This window comes from Pseudomonas silesiensis (genome assembly GCF_001661075.1).
GTDB classification, from domain to species: domain Bacteria; phylum Pseudomonadota; class Gammaproteobacteria; order Pseudomonadales; family Pseudomonadaceae; genus Aquipseudomonas; species Aquipseudomonas silesiensis.
The window spans coordinates 5,860,272-5,878,660 of sequence record NZ_CP014870.1; the positions used below are offsets into that span (position 1 = coordinate 5,860,272).

Sequence of the window (18,389 nt, forward strand, 5' to 3'; positions counted from 1 at the left end):
ACACTACAACTGCGGCCGGCCTTCGCCCTCGAACAGTTGCACGCTAAATCGTGAATTAAATAAACAAGCTCGCTGGGGCCCTATGTCGGTTGATGAGCCACACTAAATAACGCAAAGGAAGTCTAATCATGAACGACAACTACGTTGCTCAGGCCAAAGCCTATCTTACTGCGATTGGGGTACACCAGCTTTCGGAAGGTGTATGGGTATTCACGGATGTTCACACTGCCAGCCAAGCCTACATTCATCACTCACTACAACCAGTCGCCCTTGCTGTTTACGCGGCAGTTAACCCCACGTTCGCTGCTGGCCGATTTCCCAACTGGGCGTTGGTCGATATGGTGGATAAAGTGCCTTGTAAAGACGGTACTGAGCTTACGGCGCTGGCGATGGTTTGCGGAGCTTCCATCCCCATGTTATCCAATGCATCAGAGCGCGGAAATATTTTTGGGCAAGCAGTGTGGGGCATCGTTGAGGCTTACTCGCTTGAGGGTTGTTTTGAGCACGTCGAACGCGCCTACGGTAGTGAAGGCAGCCATTACAACTTGCGGCCTCGCGGCTTCGATTGGGCAGGCGATGAAAGCCTATCCCCGAATGCTTGAAGGCAATGCGTAAAAATTATCGCGCAATGTCGCCGCTGCAACAGATCATGGTTTTAACGATCATGCACTTGTACAACCAGGGTAAAGACAAGACGTATCTGACTGGGGCCTGTCCGACGAAAATTCCTGCCGCCGAGGCAATGGATATCCTTCGCCGAAATGGGTCGGCGCTCTCAACCTGGGGTCACCTGGTTACTCATTACGCGGGCTGGTAAGTAATGGTTGTATGAGAACACACCCACCCCAAGGCCGGCGGCAGTAGGATGGCATGTCATCTGACTCCCAAGAGTTGATCTCGCTTTAATGCCATTCGCCTCCTCCATGAGCTTTCATAGCGAGGCCCGACTGGGTGATGGTTTTGATAAGGCTTCTAGTTGAAAGGCCATGGTTTGGGCGTGCCCCTGGTCGGGGACGGCTGTCGTAGACCAACCCTACGCGCAAGGCGCTAGTCTTGGCCCTTGCGGGCTTCCATCCGCACGCCTCCGCGCTCCGCTTGCCTGCCCCCTCGCCTACTGAGGTCTGAACGTCATAACGTTCCATTCAGAATATTGAAGGATTAACTTAGTCGTCGGTCAGAAGCGGCCATACTGGTCGATGGAGATGGACTGATAAATTCGGTCATCAGAGACCAGTTATCACAGACCATATGGTGGACAATGAAATCAGTCACATCGAGCGCTGAAAAAGCTGTACTAGGGAAAGCATTTATTCGGGCTGGCGAAGGCCTGGGACTTGATGACACTGCACTATCAACTGTGTTGGACAAGCAGGTTTCCACGGTGCTGCTTCTACGGGACGGACATGAGTTGCTTCAACCCAGCACAGATGCGTGGAGCCGGGCCTTGCTTTTGGTTGAGTTGTATCAGTCATTGCTCGCGATCATAGGGAACGAGCAAGATGCGAGAAGTTGGCTAAGCAGCAAGAATCGTGGTCTGTGTGGTCGACCTCGCGATCTCATCACCTGCCGAGTGGGACTCGAGAAAGTTGTCCAGTATCTGGCTGCTACTCGCGCACTCATTTAACATATCCAGCACATCACTGAAAATGCTGCATGGAACACGAAATCGGGAGTGCGGCATGAAGCGGTTAGATCGATTGATTGGACTCGTTTGTCGAGACAACAGATCAGGCCGCGAGCAAGCCGGAGATCGGGCGTTCATAGCTGCCCCTCAACAATCTGAAATCTCTGCGCGTGACACGATGGTGGCATATCTATCGAAGCCGTTGAGATAAGTGAGCAAGCGATAGCCAGCCGTCATGCGCTCAAGCGTTTCGTGCAATGACCATTTGCGATTGATTTGGCGTACTGAGCCGAGCCGTCGGCTCGAAGGAACGATAGCAGGACAGCATTGCATCGTGCTCAACTACTGCCCTGTGAATCACACAAGCACTCCCATCTCTAATCAACCGATAGACGAGCTCCAGACCCGAGAAGACGAGATAACGATAGGTAGCGAAATCATCCTAGCCTTTTACGATACGGTATCCACTCATAGCCTGTTTCGAGTCGACCGGAAACGAATATCGGGGGGTTTATCTCCCGCCCTCCATCAGGAACATCCCTGGCCTGTTCAGCGTGCAACGAACCACGATTTCGACATAGGACACTGGCAATTTTGTGTACGCCGACCGGAATTTGCTGAGCTTCCCTTGGCCGAAGCAACCACCGGAATTTGGTGTACGGCCCGATTTAGATGGCCTGCAGCCGACCGGAAACGAATATCGAGGGTTTTATCTCCCCCCTCCATCAGCAGCATCACTGGCACCGTTCGGTATGCAATCGGCCTCGGGCACCGGAATCCTGTGTACGCCGAGCGGAATTTGCTGAGCGCTTCCTGGCCGAAGCAACCACCGGAATTTCGTGAGCGGCCCGGTTTACGTGGCCCGCAGCCCGTCAGAATCGAATATCAAGGGTTTTATCTCCCACCCTCCACCAGCAGCATCACTGGCACCGTTCGGTGTGCAATCGACCTAGGGCACCGGAATCCTGTGTACGCCCACCGGAATTTGCTGAGCGCTTCCTGGCCGAATTAACCACCGGAATTTCGTGAGCGGCCCGGTTTACGTGGCCCGCAGCCGGCCAGAATCGAATATCGAGGGTTTTATCTCCCACCCTCCATCGGCAGCAGCACTGGCTCCGTTCGGTGTGCAATCAGCCTAGGGCACCGGATTCCTGTGTACGCCGACCGGAATTTGCTGAGCGTTTCCTGGCCGAAGCAACCACCGGAATTTCATGAGCGGCCCGGTTTACGTGTCCCGCAGCCGGCCCAAATCGAATATCGACCCAAACTCATCGGTGATGGCGGATGATGAATGAAACACTATCCTTTTACAGAAATCTCAGATGACCGCTGATCAATGGCTTATTCTGCCCCTGCCCGATTTGATTCCTCCGTCGATACTGTCGAAAGCAGACGTGCTTGTAACGAAAACAGCTTTCCTTGCCGGCCTGCTCGCACCTGAAATTGCAGCATGCTTGAGCAGACAACTGAAGGTCTCCGACGCTGAGTACTCGAGGATCATCGACGGGCACAACACTGAGCTGGAGGTGCTGGAAGACGCAACCAACTTGGCTAGCACACAGTCCACGTTGGGGGAAATCACCGAGCTTCGTCGACGTCTCATTGCGGCGCTAGCCCACCCCTATCACCTTGTACAAACTCAACCGCTATCTGACGGTAATGGGGCCGTGGCGAGGCAGATCGTTCATACGCATTTCGCTCAGATCGGATTACATCCGCAGCTGTGGTCGTTATCTCGCGGTATAGCTCGTAGACAGGAGGAGTATCACGCTGCGCTGGGCATAACTGGTGGCACGCAAGAGAGACAACTTGCTAGTGGATTCCAGCGAACAGACAAAGCCTCTCTCACCTTCATTGAGTTCATGCTTGATGTCTGCCATGAAGAAGTGGACTACATGACTACCGCTCTGAGTCGTCACCAGCTTCGTGAGTCTGTTGCCCATGCGTACAGAACAAACTCGCGATTGACGGAAGCAGGCGTCAGCCTAAAAACGATGGCGGCGCTCCTAGCGCTGCTGATACAAGGCGCACTACCTCGCAGCGAATTCGTAACCTTTACGGGTCTTCCGCCCGAAATAGCGAGCGACCAGCTCAACCGGCTGCTTAACCTCGGTATCGTGGTGAGCCCGCCATCGAACCTCCAAAGGCTGGAGGTAGGCTTACCGGCCTGGTTTGCCCTTCCCGATTGTCATTTAGCATGAACTTGACGGTAAGCCGGGCTGATAGCCCGGAGGAGCGACACCGGTCATAGCCTCAACTAGGATTGCCGGGGTTATCCTAACGTTCAAACAAGCCCCATGAATTTTAGTACCGCCAGGGGCACGCAGCTCGAGCTGCTCACGCTAGTAGTTTCCAGAACATCCAAGGGCTCACCTCCTGCGGCTTCCATCAAACTGTTAGCTAGCCAAACCGCGTCAAGCATGCTGAACGAATAGCACATAAAATCGAATACAAGCTCCACTCCACCTTCATCAACTGTATAGACGCCCACTTGCTCAGTTGCATCATTGGTATCTGTTGGGAGCTCGACAAAATAGACCGTACATTCGGATCCATGACAACTGAATTTCCCGTCAGCGGTGTAACTCCAATCTCCGGATACTCTTTTATGATATTTGCGCTCAAACATACTGTCCCGCGCGGCAGGCGTGGGTACAAATCCGGCCAGATTTCCCACCGTAATCAGGACAGCATCGTAAAGACAGCGCGCGACCTCTTCAGCTACGGGACTAGCAAACCTAATCGATACGATATCTAAATTGATATCAACACTGTTAACTCCCTGGCAGCTTGATACTTGGCATGGATATTTTTCGTTGTATTCACGATCTCGCCAGCATGTGAGATCGCGAGTCGCAAGGAATACTTCTGACTGCCCGTCATGCTTGCCCACAAAACACCGCCATTATCTATGTTCTTAAAATCTAATCGGACGGGTTACGGGCAGACTTTAACGTCGAAGAGAAATAATTTTCCGTAACAACGATTTATGTTAATTACGATTGCAACATTGCGTTTCCCGATGGCCGCGTGGTCGGGCGGCCCAAAAGCCCATGAACTTAAGACCTTTATCTCAGTTAGGAGCTCATCGAGCGTAGGCGGGTTCGAGCAATGAAGATGCATGACGAATTGATGCATCGAGGCCAACGGTTTGCTCACTGCCCTGTAATTTCTGTTCCCGCACCCAATGCATAGGATCCATTGCTCGGTGTAACGTTACCAAACGCCAAGTAAGGTCTCCCATGCCATGAGCATTGAAGCAAAGCTCCTTCATCTCCAAGCCATCCAAAATCTCCTCGCGCCATACCGCTACCTCTATTGCGTAGACCTTGAGGCAACCTGTGACGAGGTTGGTGAGTCGGAATCACCAAGGTCGCTCGCAGTCCTCCCTGATCAGATGGAAACGATTGAGATTGGCCTGGTGGTAATCGATTTGGAAACGCTTGAAGTCGTCGATGTGTTCCAGCGTTTCGTTCGACCGCAGATCAATCCTGTCCTCACCGACTTCTGCAAAAAGCTCACATCCATCCAACAAGCGGACGTGGACAGTGCGGGAACCTATGTGGAAGTTGGCCAGGAGCTAGGAGCGTTTATTGCACGATATCCAAACGCTGGTTGGGCGTCGTGGGGTGACTATGATGCGAGGCAGCTTGAGCGAGACGCAGGGTTTGCTGCGTGCCCTTCCCTACTCGAAGGCTTGCCCCATTTCAACGCCAGGAAATGGCATGCAGGGTTATATGACAATCGACCGAAATCACTTAAGCAAACTGTAGAGTCTTTGGGCTTGGTTTGGAGGGGTACCTATCACCGTGGAATAGACGACGCGAGAAATGTGGCTTCCATCGTGAAAGAAATACTTGCTAATTGATGAGCCGGGCCCATTGGCCCGAAGAATCGACCTCCCCGTTGACGTCATTTCATAACGCAGCTTAGCTATGGGCAAGCGATGACTCGAGCGTAAAATGATTTGAACACAACCTCCCCTCTCACCGCCCACGAGGTCTGCAATGTGCTGACGGACGTCGCGCTCGGCAAACGCATCATGACGCGAAGCTCCACACAGTCCTGGAGCGAGATTTATCACGGTCTCATGCCCGTGGAAATTGATTGCTGGCAGCTCACCCTCTTCAATGACTGTGACACCCTGGACTACTGCGAGTACTGCGAGTACTGCAGGTCACCTGATGGTCGAGTCGGGACACTTGAACTCTGGCAGCGCGACGGAGCTGAAGCTGTCGACCTATCGAGTACCTGGGAGCGTGGAGGGCTCGAACGTTTGCTCGCTGCCCTAGTTGCTAGGACAAATTTTTACATGTCCGGTCGACCTATAAGATCAACTACAGCGTTCGCTTCGATCCAGGGCCTCGAACCGGCGAGGTAATCGATTCCTTCGCAACGCTGCCCTCGCCTTCGAATAGGGTTCGAAGGCTGACAAGTTAACGTTAGCCCTTTGCCCCTTCCTCCAATGCAATCGTGTCTAGAGAAATATCAACTTAGAAGGGTTGGGTTAAGCGAAATCGAGAATATTCAGCCATGCGATGCCGGACAGCTCGCGTCAATTCTCAGCGTTGAACCATAAGTATTTGTCGAATACACGTTCTTTGAACCAGTGCGACGCAGTGACTGACGCAATTTCTTCTGCACTATTTTCGAATGCCATCGAAAATTCATGTACTTTCACCAGCGACAAACATGCTTCATCTATTTGTAAGCGATGGTCAGAAAATGCTGCGAGCCACTGCCTGCGATACCCTTCGTAATCGTTGGCGGGTACTTTGTACCCGTTCCAATCCAGCCATTTTTTTGCTCTGGAATCAAAAATCACCACCGGACTCTTGTAGCGCAACCAAAGAAATTTCGATGCAGCGGAAATCGCATTTTTTCCGTATCGCCTTTTAAATGCAAGAGCAAGTTGATTTACTCTTTCGCACACGTTGCCTTCGGTTAGTTTCCCGCTCCCTAGCTTAACCAAATCAAGCGCCCCTTGCAGCCGGGCTTCAGCTTCATCAATAGGGAAGTTTCGGGTAACTTTGTAATATTTTGCTGCACGATGAAACGCATAAAGACTGTCGTCCTTATTAATAGAAAATATGCGCTCTGAAAGTGGTTTATCCCAGTAATGCCAGTCATTCAGATACATTAATGCAAAATACTTGAAATTATCCACTGCGTTTCTCTCATGACTCTATATTACCCTTCGAGAATGGTGGCTGTGGCCTTAGCCCATCATACGTAGGATTCTGAACAGCATTGCTGTTGTCACAGGTAGATGCGCCCGCAAACATCCCTAGAGTGCTCTTAAAATCCAAGCGGCTCCTGCCTACGCCCTACCTTGACCTCTGGCTTCACCATAACACACCCAAGGATAGCAAATTGCCACCCTGCCGATCATTGTGATCAGCATCTCCAAAGCGTTTTTGAACCAAATACTCGGGCTGGCGAGCCCATCCATATCCTTACTGCTCCAAGGTCAATCTCGAAAAGCTCATAGGCAGCGTTAAGAACTCCAATAAGCGTAGACAAGCGGTCACTTTCTCTAGCGGAAAGCACTCCGCCCACCTTGCCAATGGCGTGGCTGTTACCGACACACTGAACAAGCTCATGACAAGATATATCGGGAATAACTGGACTTTGGACAACCGTTTAGAACAATGACGAAACAAACTCAGCAACCGGTTCCGGTAAAAGGTCTTGAGGGTGATCCCCTCCTAGAGTAGCCAGCCCGCTGCTGCCCTTGATAATCCCAGAACTGATGACGTCACCGGTTTGAACCCGTATGACGTCGACTTTGACTTCTACTTTTTCAGAGATCATCGACCATTCTGTCGCTCGATCCTCCCAGTGCAGGATGGTCGGGAAGATCAATATGTCTTGATCTGCGCGTTGAGCTTGGGCGACGGCGTCCTCAAAGTTTTCAGCCAAACCGCCAATGCGAACCAGGCGGGACTTGGCACTCATGGCGTTGTAAATAAGCTTCGTAGTATTACGACCAGAGCCGCTGTAGACGTTATCACCGTATTCGCCATCAGCAGGCGTCGTGACGAAGACCCGGTCGTTTGCAGTAATACGTGCTGAGCCATTTTGTTGTGGTGACCAGCGGTGTGAGTCTGCGCAACCAGAAAGCACAGCGATCAAGGTGAGGGTCAGGGGAACGCGCATCAACACATCCTTGTAAGGGCCTGCATGCATTTAGAGATCAAGGGAATATAACAAAGCGCCCTGTACCCAGTGAGGAAACTTACGCGCAGCCAGCAAATGCTTGCGAGTCTCCGATTGCTGACGTCCATCAGCTATGCCTCCCCAACGCAAAGATATGAGTCAATTCCCTCTATCAGAGACTGAAGCTTCTGCCTGAGTAGCGGAAGCTCTGACGCAGTTAAGGCATGCGGCCTCTCTGCCATGCCAAGGAACGCCGCCAGGGCAAGGTCAGAATGCTTGACCAACGCCACCAAATGCTCCCCCCTCGGCCCGCTGCTTCCTGCCAACCAGTTCTTTACCGTCCTTTCATTCGCGTTAGTCCAACGCATCAACGTTTTGGTCGCCTGGTGCGTGGCTCCAAGCTCCATATGCAGAGCTTTGGCGATTCCGACCGCGTACTGCTTCTGAGCCAGAAAAGAATTGCCCGTTTTCGTGAACATTTTTCCCTCCCCGGTCTTCTACCTTCTTTAGAGCCACTTTCAAAAAAAACGAAGTAACTGATCACGGCTTCCGGCCTCGCCTTCAGCGGCTGCCCGATCAGGTTGAGGACTTGCCGATGCAAACTCTCATTGGCGCGAGTACCTATAACAATGGTTCAAGCGCGGCCATGGCGGCGGCTTATGTGCGGATGTCCACCGAGCATCAGCAATACTCGACAGAAAACCAGCTCGATACCATCCGCCTTTATGCCGCCACCCACGCCCTAGACATCACTAAGGTTTACACAGACGCAGGTAAAAGTGGCCTGCGCCTGGAAGGTCGAGATGCTCTCAAACAGCTCTTTTCCGATGTCGAGAAAGGGCTCGCCGACTACTCGACAGTCCTGGTCTACGACGTCAGCCGCTGGGGTCGCTTCCAGGATCCAGACGTCAGTGCTAGCTATGAGGTTCGCTGCCGGCAAGCGGGCGTATCCGTTCAATATTGTGCGGAGCAATTCACCAACGACGGCTCACCGGTCTCCAACATCGTCAAAAGCGTGAAGCGCATGATGGCTGGCGAGTACAGCCGCGAATTGTCGGTGAAAGTGTTTGCTGGGCAATCTCGTCTCATCGAACTGGGGTATCGCCAAGGAGGCCCTGCTGGCTACGGTCTGAGACGTCAGTTAGTCGATGGCAATGGCACGCCTAAAAATGAGCTGAGCTTTGGCGAGCACAAAAGTATCCAAACAGACCGGGTAATTTTAGTGCCAGGCCCGAAACATGAGATCGAGATGGTTCGACACATCTATCGGCTTTTCGTTGAGGAGGGTCGAAGCGAGCGCGAAATTGCTGATTGGTTGAATGCTCAAGGAATACTCAATGACCGCTCCGGGACGTGGTCTCGGGGTACCGTGCACCAGGTGCTGATCAACGAAAAATACATTGGCAACAACGTCTGGAACCATACCTCCTTCAAGTTGAAGCAAACGTATACGCAGAACCCTCCTGAAGAATGGATTCGAGCGGATGGAGCCTTCCTTCCCATTGTCAGCGTCATCCTATTCAAAGCTGCTCAGTCAATCATAGAAACGCGTTCCTACCGCATGCCTGATGAGGAAATGCTCCATGTACTGAAGACGATCTATAAGCGCAGAGGATATTTATCGGGACTTGTGATTGACGAGTCTGAGGGCTGCCCTTCAAGTAGCGCTTATCAGCACCGGTTCGGGAGCTTGCTTCGCTGTTACTCGCTGATCGGGTATTCCCCCGCACGGGACTACCAGTACATCGAAGCCAATAAACGTCTTCGGCAAATGCATCCGTTGCTCCTTCAGCAAACGACTCAGAAGATTGAGGAGGTAGGTGGAAAGGTCTCGGTAGACCCGCGCACTGATCTCATGCTGGTAAACCAGGAAGTGACCATCTCTCTTGTACTCAGCCGTTGTCAGGTATCACCCACGGGTAACAAGCGATGGAACATCCGTTTCGATTATGGCTTGAGCCCGGATCTAACCGTTGCGGTTCGCATGAAGGAGCAAGAAGAAGCTGCACTGGACTACTACATCCTGCCCACCATCGAGATTGAAAAACCAACGCTGCGACTGGCGGAAAGCAACCAGGCCAACCTCGAGATTTACCGGTTCGACGACTTGGAGATTCTTTCTGATCTGTCACGCCGCAGTGATTTAAGGAGGGTCGCATGACGGCTATCGAGACTCATCGCAGAGCTCTGATGCACGTTGCGGAAGAGACGACCATTAGGCTCATTCCCATCGAAGATATTCGGGTGCTCAATCCTCGAGCGCGTAACAAGCAGGTCTTTGCCAGGCTGGTGGAGAACATATCGGCGTTAGGTCTCAAACGCCCCATTACCGTCGCTCCTACGACAGGCGGCACCGAGTCCTATGAAATTGTTTGTGGCCAAGGTCGCTTCGAAGCGTTGCAAGCGTTGGGGGAGAAAAAAATTCCCTGCATCGTGGTAAGCGCAAGCGAAGCGGATCGATATCTGATCGGTTTGGTTGAAAACCTAGCACGCCGAAAACATTCGAATCGTGAGCTTTTGATGTCAATCCAAATCCTTTCAGATCGTGGATATACCTGCCAGCAGATCGCCGAAAAAACCTGTCTGGATGCAGGCTATATACACGGAATCCTTGTGCTTTTGCGCCAGGGAGAAGAGCGCCTGATCGCTGCGGTGGAGAAAGGTTGGTTATCGATAAAATTGGCCATGGAAATTGCTCGCTCTAAGGATGTTGATCTCCAGCAGGCCATGATTGAAGCCTACGAAAGCGGCGTACTGAAAGGCGAACAACTGATGAGGGTGCGCCGCCTCGTTGATAAACGAAAAACCTTCGGCAAGCGCTATGGCCAGCAAGCGCCTCGTACGGAGAAGCCGACACCTCAGAAGCTTCTACACGCCTATCAAGTAGAGGTTCGGCGCCAGAAGGTCATGATTAAAAAGTCGGACATCAACGAACAACGGCTGCTGATCATCGTCACCGCCATGCGCAAATTGCTAACCGATGACTATTTCAGGACGCTGCTTCGTAACGAAGAAATTCCGGACATGCCCAAACCACTGGCTGACCGGATATTGGGAGAGACGCCGTGAATACAGAGGTCAAGCAGGCATTCGAGCAGCGTGTCATTGCGATTCCCCTCGAGCGAATCCTACCCTCGCGTAAGGTCGACCAACTGACACCCGGAAGTAAAAAGTACGCCAGCATTTTGAGCTCAATAAAAGAGCTCGGAGTTGTTGAGCCGTTGGTGGTTCACCCCAAACCTGTGGTCGCCGATGGAGTGACTTTGTTCATGCTGTTGGATGGGCATTTTCGCTTAGAGGCACTCAAGGCATTGGGGGCAACTGAGGCGCTATGCCTGATTTCGACCGACGATGAGGGCTTTACTTACAACCGGCAAATCAACCGACTGACACCGATCCAAGAACATAAAATGATCATTTCCGCTCTGAAAAAAGGCATCGCAGCTTCTCGCATTGCGGCGGTGCTTGGGATCAATGTGGAGAGAGTTCATGAGAGAGAAAATTTGCTGAAAGGCATCGCGCCTGAGGTCGCGGAGATGCTGAAGGTTCGCATGGTATCGCAGGACGTGTTCCGTGCCCTTCGACTGATGAAGCCCATCCGCCAGATTGAAACAGTTGAAATGATGATCTCGGCCAACTGCTTTACGAGAAATTATGCACGAATGGTCTTGGCGGCGTCGCGACCGGAGATGCTGGTTGAGAAGAAGAAAAAACTAAGTGACGTCAGTGCCGTTGACATAGCCCGCATGGAGCGGGAGATGGAGAACCTTCAGCATGATTACAAACAGGTTGAGGACACACTGGGTGAGACAATGCTGGTCTTGGTTGTGGCCAAGGGTTATCTCGTGCGTATCCTTCGAAACGATGCTATTGCCGGCTATCTCACTCGCTACTATGCGGAATTGCTTGAGGAGCTGATGTCTATCATGGAAGCCGTAACCTCCGATGCCAGGCAGTTAGAACGAGAGTAACAACCTCCCTGTTCTCCGCCAAGTTGCTTGGCGCAAAATCAACAGGAAAATGCCTGGAGTACCGAGCGCATAGGCAAAATGACTACTGCGAGGACTGCAGTTCGACGCAGGGTTGTGTCGGGTCTCTTGAAAGCCGTCAGCGCTATGGCACTTCCGTGGGCGCGTGAGCAGCAGAGCTTCTTCTCGATAACCTCTGCTCGACATTCCTTGTAACCAAGAAATGCAAAGCCCTAAACACACTGAGGCGCCGTCCCTCCCAAGGGAAAAGCACCATGCGCTGTCATAAATTGTCTCAGCTCAGTCCTGAACAGCGGTTGAAATCATGGAGTCATGCCGGTACTTGTAGGGCACCACTCTTTAGCAGGGAACGCCTCCATGCAGCCACGATTCAAAGTCATCAAGACCACCAAACTGGACGATGGCAGTAAGCAATATAGGGTTGTAGATCTCGTGGAGGGAGGCTCAGCTAGCAAGCATGGCGTATTCGAAGTCAGGGCCGATGCAGAGGCTGTTTGCTCACTATTGAACGCCGAGCATCTACGGGAGAGGAGCGTACGTTACGGCACCGCTTGACCCCGCTGATCTGCTGGGGGCCAGAATGCCTAATGTCGAGTAACCGCCTGGCATTGGTCAACGTCTAGAGGATCGGAATGGATCCTCACTCTGACAGGACGGTTTGTAACCGCTCCAGGTTAACCCGCTGGCACTCACGCTCAGCTTCCTCTCGGGTCTGATAGGTTGGCTTCAGCCGCAGCTTTCCCTCATTGTCATAGAGGTTGAAGCCTATCGGTGCGGTCTGGCAGTAGTAACGCGATCCGTTACGCATCGATCCCGTTTCCGTTGGGATTGCAGGCACAACAACAAATCTTGAAATCATCTTCACGCCCTCTCCAAGCTACCCACAGTATTAGAGGCCATAGGCCATCACGGCAAGCATTCTTCGGCAGTTTCTGATGAGAAGCGAGCGGCATAGGAACGGTTCGCAATTTCGATGTCTCCGGAACGTGAAATGCCAAGGAAACCAGAGAACTAAACCGTACGAGTTTCCGGCATTGCCACTCCCTTTCGCCCCAGTTCCTTTACGCCATACATGGCCTGATCCGCAGCCTTGAGCAATGTATCGAGGCTTTGACCATGGGTAGGACAAAGCGAAACCCCGATACTGCATGAGAGCGTCAGCTCTCCCACCGTCGTTTCGACCGACTGGGAGATAGCTGCCAGCATTCGCTCAGCTCTGATTTCAGCGCATTCTTTCTGGGTGATATTGGTGATCAACACGACAAATTCATCCCCGCCGTAGCGTGCGACGGTGTCACACGAACGAGTGGCCTGAAGCATGCGATTGGCGACCGCCCAGAGAACCTGATCGCCGACCTCATGGCCGTATTTGTCATTGATTTTCTTGAAGTGATCCAGGTCGATCAACATCACGGCAAACGGAATACCATTCTCTTTCCAATCGGATAAGGCCTGATCAAAACGATCGGCAAAGAGGTAGCGATTAGGCAGCTGGGTAAGCACATCATGGCTTGCGAGATAGGCCGAACGTTCGTGTTCGAGCTCTGCTCTTTCTATCGCCTTGAAATGCCGAATCAATACCACCGGCATCAGCACGAGCGTTCCTGCCAGAACCGCAAGGATGATCAACGTTTCCCCAGTCAAAACGTCGCCTAAGCGCAACTGACGCTCAAACGATAAGGTCATCGGTTGTGAAACACTCTTGATCTCAACCCGGTCAGTCAGTAATGGCAAGAATAAGCGATCCAGGAAACCGGCTTGCGCGGCCTGCGTTGAAAACACGTTACTTTCAGTCCCTGCAGCGGTTTTCAGGACAGCGCTGATGTGTACGAGGGGATCCACGTTCGCATTATTCACTGCATCCAATAGCGAGCCCGTCTTGATCAATAGCAAAGACACCATCGTGCTTCCAAAAAAATTGGGGCGGGTGTTCTCTCGTGCCTGTTCAGGCCGAATGACCGACTGCATCAAAATGTAAGCGTTGCCACCCTCATACATTGAGAAAACAGGTGATACGACGGGCTTCTGATTATTTTGGGTTCGAGCCAGCGCATAGGAAAGATAGGCGACGGTTTCCAGCCTGACGCCATAGATTGAACTGGATTCCGGGAGTAACGGGTACATGAATAGCACAGGCCAAGTCTCGGTGAGATAGGCCTGGTGTTGGGCAGGTTGTTGAGTGAGGCTCGGAAAATCCTTGAGTTCAAAGTCAGGCCGCCAGGTGCGGCGCAGAAGATTTTCAAAGGCAGCCTGCTCAGCAATAGGTACCGCCCTCGCCGCCTCGAGCATATAAATATGTGGATAAGCTGATAAAACGGCTGCCGCATAACGGGCTGCAGCATCCGTATCGCTCTGATCGACGGCCTGTAGAAACGCAGAAAAACCCGCCAACACGGCTTCATTGGTATCAAGCCGATTGTGCACAATGCCGGTAATATTCCGCACGTACTCAGAAAAACGCGTTTCTCTGCGTTGAGTCTCGGACTTCAAGAGTAACAAGGCCGAAAACCCAACCAGGCCAACGGCCAAAATAATGAATCCAATCAAGGAGCTGCGCCGCGTAGTCAACATCATCCTGATTTTCCAATGCGCAGATTGCGTAGTCCCTTGGCCAGCCTCTTAAAAAACAGGCGGGAGCTTGGGGCCTGGACGAAGCCTATATGTGCGGTGAGACAATAAATTCACATAGATTGGTCATCATGGTCAGACGATAGACCACACAGCGTGTTTTGACGTCGATTAGTGCTGGACGGCCTGCCGGCAGCGCATTGTCAGCCACGATTGATGCTGGAAGAACATGAGACGCTGTCCCTACGCTCTTGCAACAGTGGTCTCATGGCTCCGGAGTGAGCAGATTGATTCGAGGCTGGCGCCCGATACTGTCGACTCAAGGCACCAGGAGGGCTTGATGAATCTCGATAGAAGGAATCGCGACTTCAATACGCCGGCTATCAAGCCAATCTCTTGTTTTGCTGACATCGAAAATCTGGCCCTCCTCCATCAAGGTCAAGATGAGCTCATCAGAAATTCGGTAGCGTCCGCAATCCGGACAATTTCTCTCTTCCCATGGGCCATGACACTGAATGCGCTCTGCAGCACCGACACAAATAAGACAATTTATCGCGACCACCAATTTGTAGTTGTACCCGATCCGTCTTGGGCCGCTTGCGACGGAGATTCTCATAGGCACTTAACCGCGAGCGCTAATGAGGCTGGGTGTCTGGTCGACTGGGAAAATCGAGCGAAAGTTCGGAGCGATGACGCTTTCGGTGCAAGTAGGTCGTATTTACCGATCCTGCCGAAAACACTGGCAGGAAGCGGCAGCGCTCTTGGCTCTTGGCTCTTGGCTCTTGGCTCATCGCCCTTGTTCTTCATCAGGGCCGACATTGACCCCAGAGGCGGTCAAGAAGAACCTGGCATTTCCTACCAGCTTCTTCGATACACAAAAAATTCACATAGACAGGGCATCATGACCAGGATCGATCACCAACACGGTGCATTTCGACATTGGATGCCTGCTAATAGCGCATTTAACTACCTTTTTCTGATGGTCGAAATGATGCCCTGAACCTATGACTCCTAAACGAGCAGAAATGCCAAGAGCCTGAACTCGCCAAGTTTAGCCATCAGCTCCTTGTCTGTGCCGATCTGCCAGCGGCGTTGGCAATGAGAGGTTGCTGGTCGGCATCGTCTTAAATTTATTGCAGTTGTGAGGCAATTTTTCGAAGCCAATCCAGCCTGCCCATCCGGATCTTGAACGTAATCACCAACGTCTCAGCGAAGCACGAAGCTCGAGCTGCGCCGCGTTGGATATTCTTGATTGTCCTTATTTGGACACGAAAGCTTTCAGCCTATATCAGGAGAAGCGTCGACATGCGGATCTGAAATATGAAAATGCCATCATGCATTCGAGATTACTCATGACGCGATACAACCCCCCGCCTCAGACACTCCAATAACGTACGGGCATCGATTTTGCTTGAGCAGTCATGGACGCCTGATTGAACAGAAGATGGGATTGTTATGTATAAAATTAGTACAGGCTATGCCCGCGTGCTGGTGAACACACTTTCGGAACATGGATTGGATGTCGAACGTCTGTGCCAGGAGGCTGGGCTTGATATAAAGCTCACAGCTATACCTGGATCTTTCTGTGAACGAAGCACTCTCTACCATCTTTGGGATCTGGCAGCTCAAGCTACCGGCGATCCAGACATCGGTTTGAAATCGGCCAAGCACTTCCACCCAGGCCAGTTTCAGGTCGTCGGCTACAGCATGATGTCCAGTTCGAACCTGAAACAGGCATTCGAACGTCTGCTTCATTTCAGCCCATTGATCGGTACAGGTTTCACCCTTTTTGTTGTCCAGGAAGAACAGCATTACCGCCTGGTTACGCTCGATCATCATCAGCGCGACTCCATTAAGCCCCGCCAATACACTGATGCCAGCCTTGGAACACTGCTTGGCGCCTATCGTTGGCTGAGCGGTGGCACATCGGTAAAACCGTTGAGTGTGGAATTCAGCTATCCCCAACCGAAAGACATCCTTGAGCATCAACATCTGTTTGGTTGCGAGCTGCGTTTCGGGGCAGCCTCTGACAGCATCCTATTCGACGGTGAGGAGCTACTGCGCCCGTTGACCACGGCCAACGAAGCGTTGGCCAAGCTACATTACAGCTATGCCAATGCTCAGCTCGACCTGTTGAATGACTCCACCATGGTGTGCATGACTCGTGCACTGATCACCAAACGCCTGAGTCTGGAACAAAGCCAGGTACCGTGTAATATGGAATCGATTGCGGCTGCGCTGAGCATCAGCAAACGAACACTGCAACGGGCACTGGAGAGAGCGGGTACGCAATTCACGGATATCCTGAACTATGTGCGTCAGCAATTAGCTGACTTCTACCTGCGTCATTCCCATTTCAATTTGCAGCATGTGACTCACCTACTCGGCTTTCATGATCACAGCAGTTTCCACAAGGCTTGCCTGCGCTGGTTCGGCATGACGCCCGGTGAGTATCGATTGATTCAATCATCGAATAAAGCCACGGAAACCAAGATTCTCCGAGTCCGCTAGGGTAGGCGTTATACCTTGATTTTTAATGTCGGAATTCGCATTTGGCGGCAATGGATTATCCCTGATGTCCCGTCTGCCCTAGGACTCAGGCATGGCCACCTTCATTCGGAAAAGCTCGGCGCGGCACAGCACGGACGACTACGTCCGTTCCATCATTCGGGCGGCCATCCAGGTAACCTTGTCTTATCGTTGCGGGCAGTGACGTCCAGTTCCGCCAGCATCCGTCTAAAAGCCCTCATCCGCGTCGAGCAAAGCTTCCGCTGAACAGTTAGAGCTTCACGCATTGCAGAAACCTCCAGAGCATAGGCGTGGGCTAGTTCACGCTCCTTTCTGCACTGGTACGCAATCGAGCCCTTGGACGACGTGGAAGATTTGCCATCCGCTGATGGAAGTGAATCGCTGGTGGTCATGATGATTTCAGTATGGGATGGCTGGTATCTATCCAGACATGAATCTTTAGAACGATTCTCAACCCCAATGACAGGCGGTCACGATCATCTCAGAATCAGTCATCTGGGGTGGCATGCTGGGCAACAGCAACGACGCACCCTCTCCTCAACCGTAACCAGCCAACCGTTGACTTGAGACATCAAAACGAATTGTTTTCAGGGTCGGGCATCTCGAAATTGGGCATAGACTCAGAGTCTTACTTTACAAATGTCGGCACGTTGGGCCCGGCTAAGGAATCGATGAGTGAACGTCAACTGGGAAGGGATATTGCCGATTCAAGGAGAGATTATCGTCATCGAAGACGACCCGACGTTGCGTTCGCTGATGGTGGATATCGTGGTGGAGATAGGCGCAAAAGCAGTAGCGTTCGACTCTGCTGATGACGCGTTAACCTATCTGCTGGAAGGGCATGATCAGTGCCGGCTGGTGATAGCAGACCAAAGTGTTCCGGGGCAAATCCAAGGTATCGAATTCATCGAGATGGTAAGGGGTCGATGGCCGTACATCGGTGCAATTCTGACGTCAGGGTATCTGATAGATCCCACAACAGTACCTCCATCAACCATCTATCTACACAAGCCCTGGTCACTGGACGACCTGGTCATCGCTGTGGCGTCCCTCCTGCAGCCTGATCAACCCATCCGGAAAATTTGAATCGACGTAGCCTGCGGGTTCTGATGCTGCAACTCAACCATTCACCGTCGCGCCCATGCACAGAACATTTTGGCGAGCCGCCATTTCAATTCTGAGTTCACTGATCAAATTCGAAATCGCCCGACTGGAGGTGAGCTCCGATGCCAAAACCCCGGGGACAAACAGTTCGACACGGCCCGAGGAAGGCTCAATCATCTTGATCAAAAGCGCCCCTTTTGGGTTCACGGTGCAGGTACAGGAGCGTGGTAATAAACCGCTCTCAATGATATGTCGGAGCTCAAGAGCGGAGATCATGACGTTCCTTCGAATGGGGAATTTGAACTCATTCTTGTCTAGGAAACCCAGTAGTCAAGGAAGGCGCGGAAGCAAATTCACGACCAAATGTTTCGCCTGCTCTGGCGTTGAGGTGACGTAGCCGATCCTTCAATTTTTTA

General features: G+C 52.1%; 17 protein-coding genes. 11 read left to right on the forward strand and 6 right to left on the reverse strand.

What is annotated here, in order from left to right; translation table 11 throughout:
- The first annotated feature begins 128 nt into the window (after window positions 1-128).
- The 3 genes from PMA3_RS25980 to PMA3_RS25990 all read left to right on the forward strand — a co-directional run bounded on the left by PMA3_RS25980 (window position 129) and on the right by PMA3_RS25990 (window position 3,825).
- A complete protein-coding gene (locus PMA3_RS25980) occupies window positions 129-602 on the forward strand; it encodes a hypothetical protein (protein ID WP_237140664.1) in 474 nt (157 codons plus the stop codon).
- A gap of 656 nt (window positions 603-1,258) precedes the next feature.
- Window positions 1,259-1,624, forward strand: a complete 366-nt coding sequence (locus tag PMA3_RS33740; RefSeq protein WP_064679862.1) for an MbcA/ParS/Xre antitoxin family protein — start codon at window positions 1,259-1,261, stop codon at window positions 1,622-1,624.
- A gap of 1,322 nt (window positions 1,625-2,946) precedes the next feature.
- Window positions 2,947-3,825 carry a Fic family protein gene (locus PMA3_RS25990; protein WP_064679863.1) on the forward strand — a complete coding sequence of 293 codons (879 nt, stop codon included), beginning with the start codon at window positions 2,947-2,949 and terminating at the stop codon, window positions 3,823-3,825.
- A gap of 83 nt (window positions 3,826-3,908) precedes the next feature.
- Here PMA3_RS25990 and PMA3_RS25995 read toward each other — a convergent pair whose 3' ends face one another.
- Complete coding sequence (locus PMA3_RS25995) at window positions 3,909-4,517, reverse strand: hypothetical protein (RefSeq protein WP_064679864.1); 609 nt, start codon at window positions 4,515-4,517, stop codon at window positions 3,909-3,911.
- Between the two features lie 354 nt (window positions 4,518-4,871).
- Between PMA3_RS25995 and PMA3_RS26000 the strand changes: the two genes are divergently transcribed.
- Entirely contained in the window at window positions 4,872-5,492 is a 621-nt protein-coding gene (locus PMA3_RS26000; protein ID WP_064679865.1) for a 3'-5' exonuclease, read from the forward strand.
- Between the two features lie 99 nt (window positions 5,493-5,591).
- On the forward strand, window positions 5,592-6,005 hold the full coding sequence (locus PMA3_RS33745) for a DUF7693 family protein (protein WP_420848544.1): 414 nt from the start codon (window positions 5,592-5,594) through the stop codon (window positions 6,003-6,005).
- A 174-nt stretch (window positions 6,006-6,179) separates the two neighbouring features.
- Here the strand turns inward: PMA3_RS33745 and PMA3_RS26010 are convergent, their stop codons facing one another.
- Together PMA3_RS26010 and PMA3_RS26015 are read right to left on the reverse strand one after the other, a co-directional pair.
- Window positions 6,180-6,791: a hypothetical protein gene (locus tag PMA3_RS26010; protein WP_064679866.1), complete on the reverse strand. Its 612-nt coding sequence runs from the start codon at window positions 6,789-6,791 to the stop codon at window positions 6,180-6,182.
- Window positions 6,792-7,267: 476 nt separating this feature from the next.
- On the reverse strand, window positions 7,268-7,783 hold the full coding sequence (locus tag PMA3_RS26015) for a DUF4823 domain-containing protein (RefSeq protein ID WP_064679867.1): 516 nt from the start codon (window positions 7,781-7,783) through the stop codon (window positions 7,268-7,270).
- 595 nt (window positions 7,784-8,378) lie between these two features.
- Here PMA3_RS26015 and PMA3_RS26025 point away from each other — a divergent pair.
- From PMA3_RS26025 to PMA3_RS26035, 3 genes are read left to right on the forward strand one after another with little or no spacing between them, the layout of a single operon-like run.
- The gene (locus PMA3_RS26025; protein WP_082930426.1) at window positions 8,379-9,944 is read left to right on the forward strand and encodes a recombinase family protein; all 1,566 of its coding nucleotides are present in this window, start codon (window positions 8,379-8,381) and stop codon (window positions 9,942-9,944) included.
- 29 nt (window positions 9,945-9,973) lie between these two features.
- The gene (locus PMA3_RS26030) at window positions 9,974-10,852 is read left to right on the forward strand and encodes a ParB/RepB/Spo0J family partition protein (protein ID WP_102136482.1); all 879 of its coding nucleotides are present in this window, start codon (window positions 9,974-9,976) and stop codon (window positions 10,850-10,852) included.
- Complete coding sequence (locus PMA3_RS26035) at window positions 10,849-11,754, forward strand: plasmid partitioning protein RepB C-terminal domain-containing protein (RefSeq protein ID WP_064679870.1); 906 nt, start codon at window positions 10,849-10,851, stop codon at window positions 11,752-11,754. Before PMA3_RS26030 ends, PMA3_RS26035 begins: the two co-directional genes overlap by 4 nt.
- A gap of 658 nt (window positions 11,755-12,412) precedes the next feature.
- Here PMA3_RS26035 and PMA3_RS26045 read toward each other — a convergent pair.
- Window positions 12,413-12,631 carry a hypothetical protein gene (locus tag PMA3_RS26045; protein WP_064679872.1) on the reverse strand — a complete coding sequence of 73 codons (219 nt, stop codon included), beginning with the start codon at window positions 12,629-12,631 and terminating at the stop codon, window positions 12,413-12,415.
- A gap of 152 nt (window positions 12,632-12,783) precedes the next feature.
- Window positions 12,784-14,343, reverse strand: a complete 1,560-nt coding sequence (locus PMA3_RS26050; protein WP_064680806.1) for a GGDEF domain-containing protein — start codon at window positions 14,341-14,343, stop codon at window positions 12,784-12,786.
- Window positions 14,344-14,680: 337 nt separating this feature from the next.
- Between PMA3_RS26050 and PMA3_RS32730 the strand changes: the two genes are divergently transcribed.
- From PMA3_RS32730 to PMA3_RS26065, 3 genes are all read left to right on the forward strand, one after another.
- Window positions 14,681-15,340 carry a hypothetical protein gene (locus PMA3_RS32730; protein WP_064679873.1) on the forward strand — a complete coding sequence of 220 codons (660 nt, stop codon included), beginning with the start codon at window positions 14,681-14,683 and terminating at the stop codon, window positions 15,338-15,340.
- A gap of 455 nt (window positions 15,341-15,795) precedes the next feature.
- Complete coding sequence (locus tag PMA3_RS26060; RefSeq protein ID WP_064679874.1) at window positions 15,796-16,851, forward strand: AraC family transcriptional regulator; 1,056 nt, start codon at window positions 15,796-15,798, stop codon at window positions 16,849-16,851.
- 693 nt (window positions 16,852-17,544) lie between these two features.
- A complete protein-coding gene (locus PMA3_RS26065; RefSeq protein ID WP_064679875.1) occupies window positions 17,545-17,955 on the forward strand; it encodes a response regulator in 411 nt (136 codons plus the stop codon).
- Window positions 17,956-17,988: 33 nt separating this feature from the next.
- On the opposite strand, the gene PMA3_RS26070 is transcribed toward PMA3_RS26065, so the two are convergent.
- A complete protein-coding gene (locus tag PMA3_RS26070; RefSeq protein ID WP_064679876.1) occupies window positions 17,989-18,249 on the reverse strand; it encodes a DUF1652 domain-containing protein in 261 nt (86 codons plus the stop codon).
- Between the last annotated feature and the right edge of the window lie 140 nt (window positions 18,250-18,389).

Excerpts from the sequence above, each read along its gene's own strand:
- PMA3_RS25980 (WP_237140664.1), top strand. The coding sequence starts at position 129 with ATGAACGACAACTACGTTGCTCAGGCCAAAGCCTATCTTACTGCGATT.
- PMA3_RS33740 (WP_064679862.1), top strand. The coding sequence starts at position 1,259 with ATGAAATCAGTCACATCGAGCGCTGAAAAAGCTGTACTAGGGAAAGCA.
- PMA3_RS25990 (WP_064679863.1), top strand. The coding sequence starts at position 2,947 with ATGACCGCTGATCAATGGCTTATTCTGCCCCTGCCCGATTTGATTCCT.
- PMA3_RS26000 (WP_064679865.1), top strand. The coding sequence starts at position 4,872 with ATGAGCATTGAAGCAAAGCTCCTTCATCTCCAAGCCATCCAAAATCTC.
- PMA3_RS26015 (WP_064679867.1), bottom strand. The coding sequence starts at position 7,783 with ATGCGCGTTCCCCTGACCCTCACCTTGATCGCTGTGCTTTCTGGTTGC.
- PMA3_RS26025 (WP_082930426.1), top strand. The coding sequence starts at position 8,379 with ATGCAAACTCTCATTGGCGCGAGTACCTATAACAATGGTTCAAGCGCG.
- PMA3_RS26030 (WP_102136482.1), top strand. The coding sequence starts at position 9,974 with ATGCACGTTGCGGAAGAGACGACCATTAGGCTCATTCCCATCGAAGAT.
- PMA3_RS26045 (WP_064679872.1), bottom strand. The coding sequence starts at position 12,631 with ATGATTTCAAGATTTGTTGTTGTGCCTGCAATCCCAACGGAAACGGGA.
- PMA3_RS26050 (WP_064680806.1), bottom strand. The coding sequence starts at position 14,343 with ATGTTGACTACGCGGCGCAGCTCCTTGATTGGATTCATTATTTTGGCC.
- PMA3_RS32730 (WP_064679873.1), top strand. The coding sequence starts at position 14,681 with ATGAATCTCGATAGAAGGAATCGCGACTTCAATACGCCGGCTATCAAG.
- PMA3_RS26060 (WP_064679874.1), top strand. The coding sequence starts at position 15,796 with ATGTATAAAATTAGTACAGGCTATGCCCGCGTGCTGGTGAACACACTT.
- PMA3_RS26070 (WP_064679876.1), bottom strand. The coding sequence starts at position 18,249 with ATGATCTCCGCTCTTGAGCTCCGACATATCATTGAGAGCGGTTTATTA.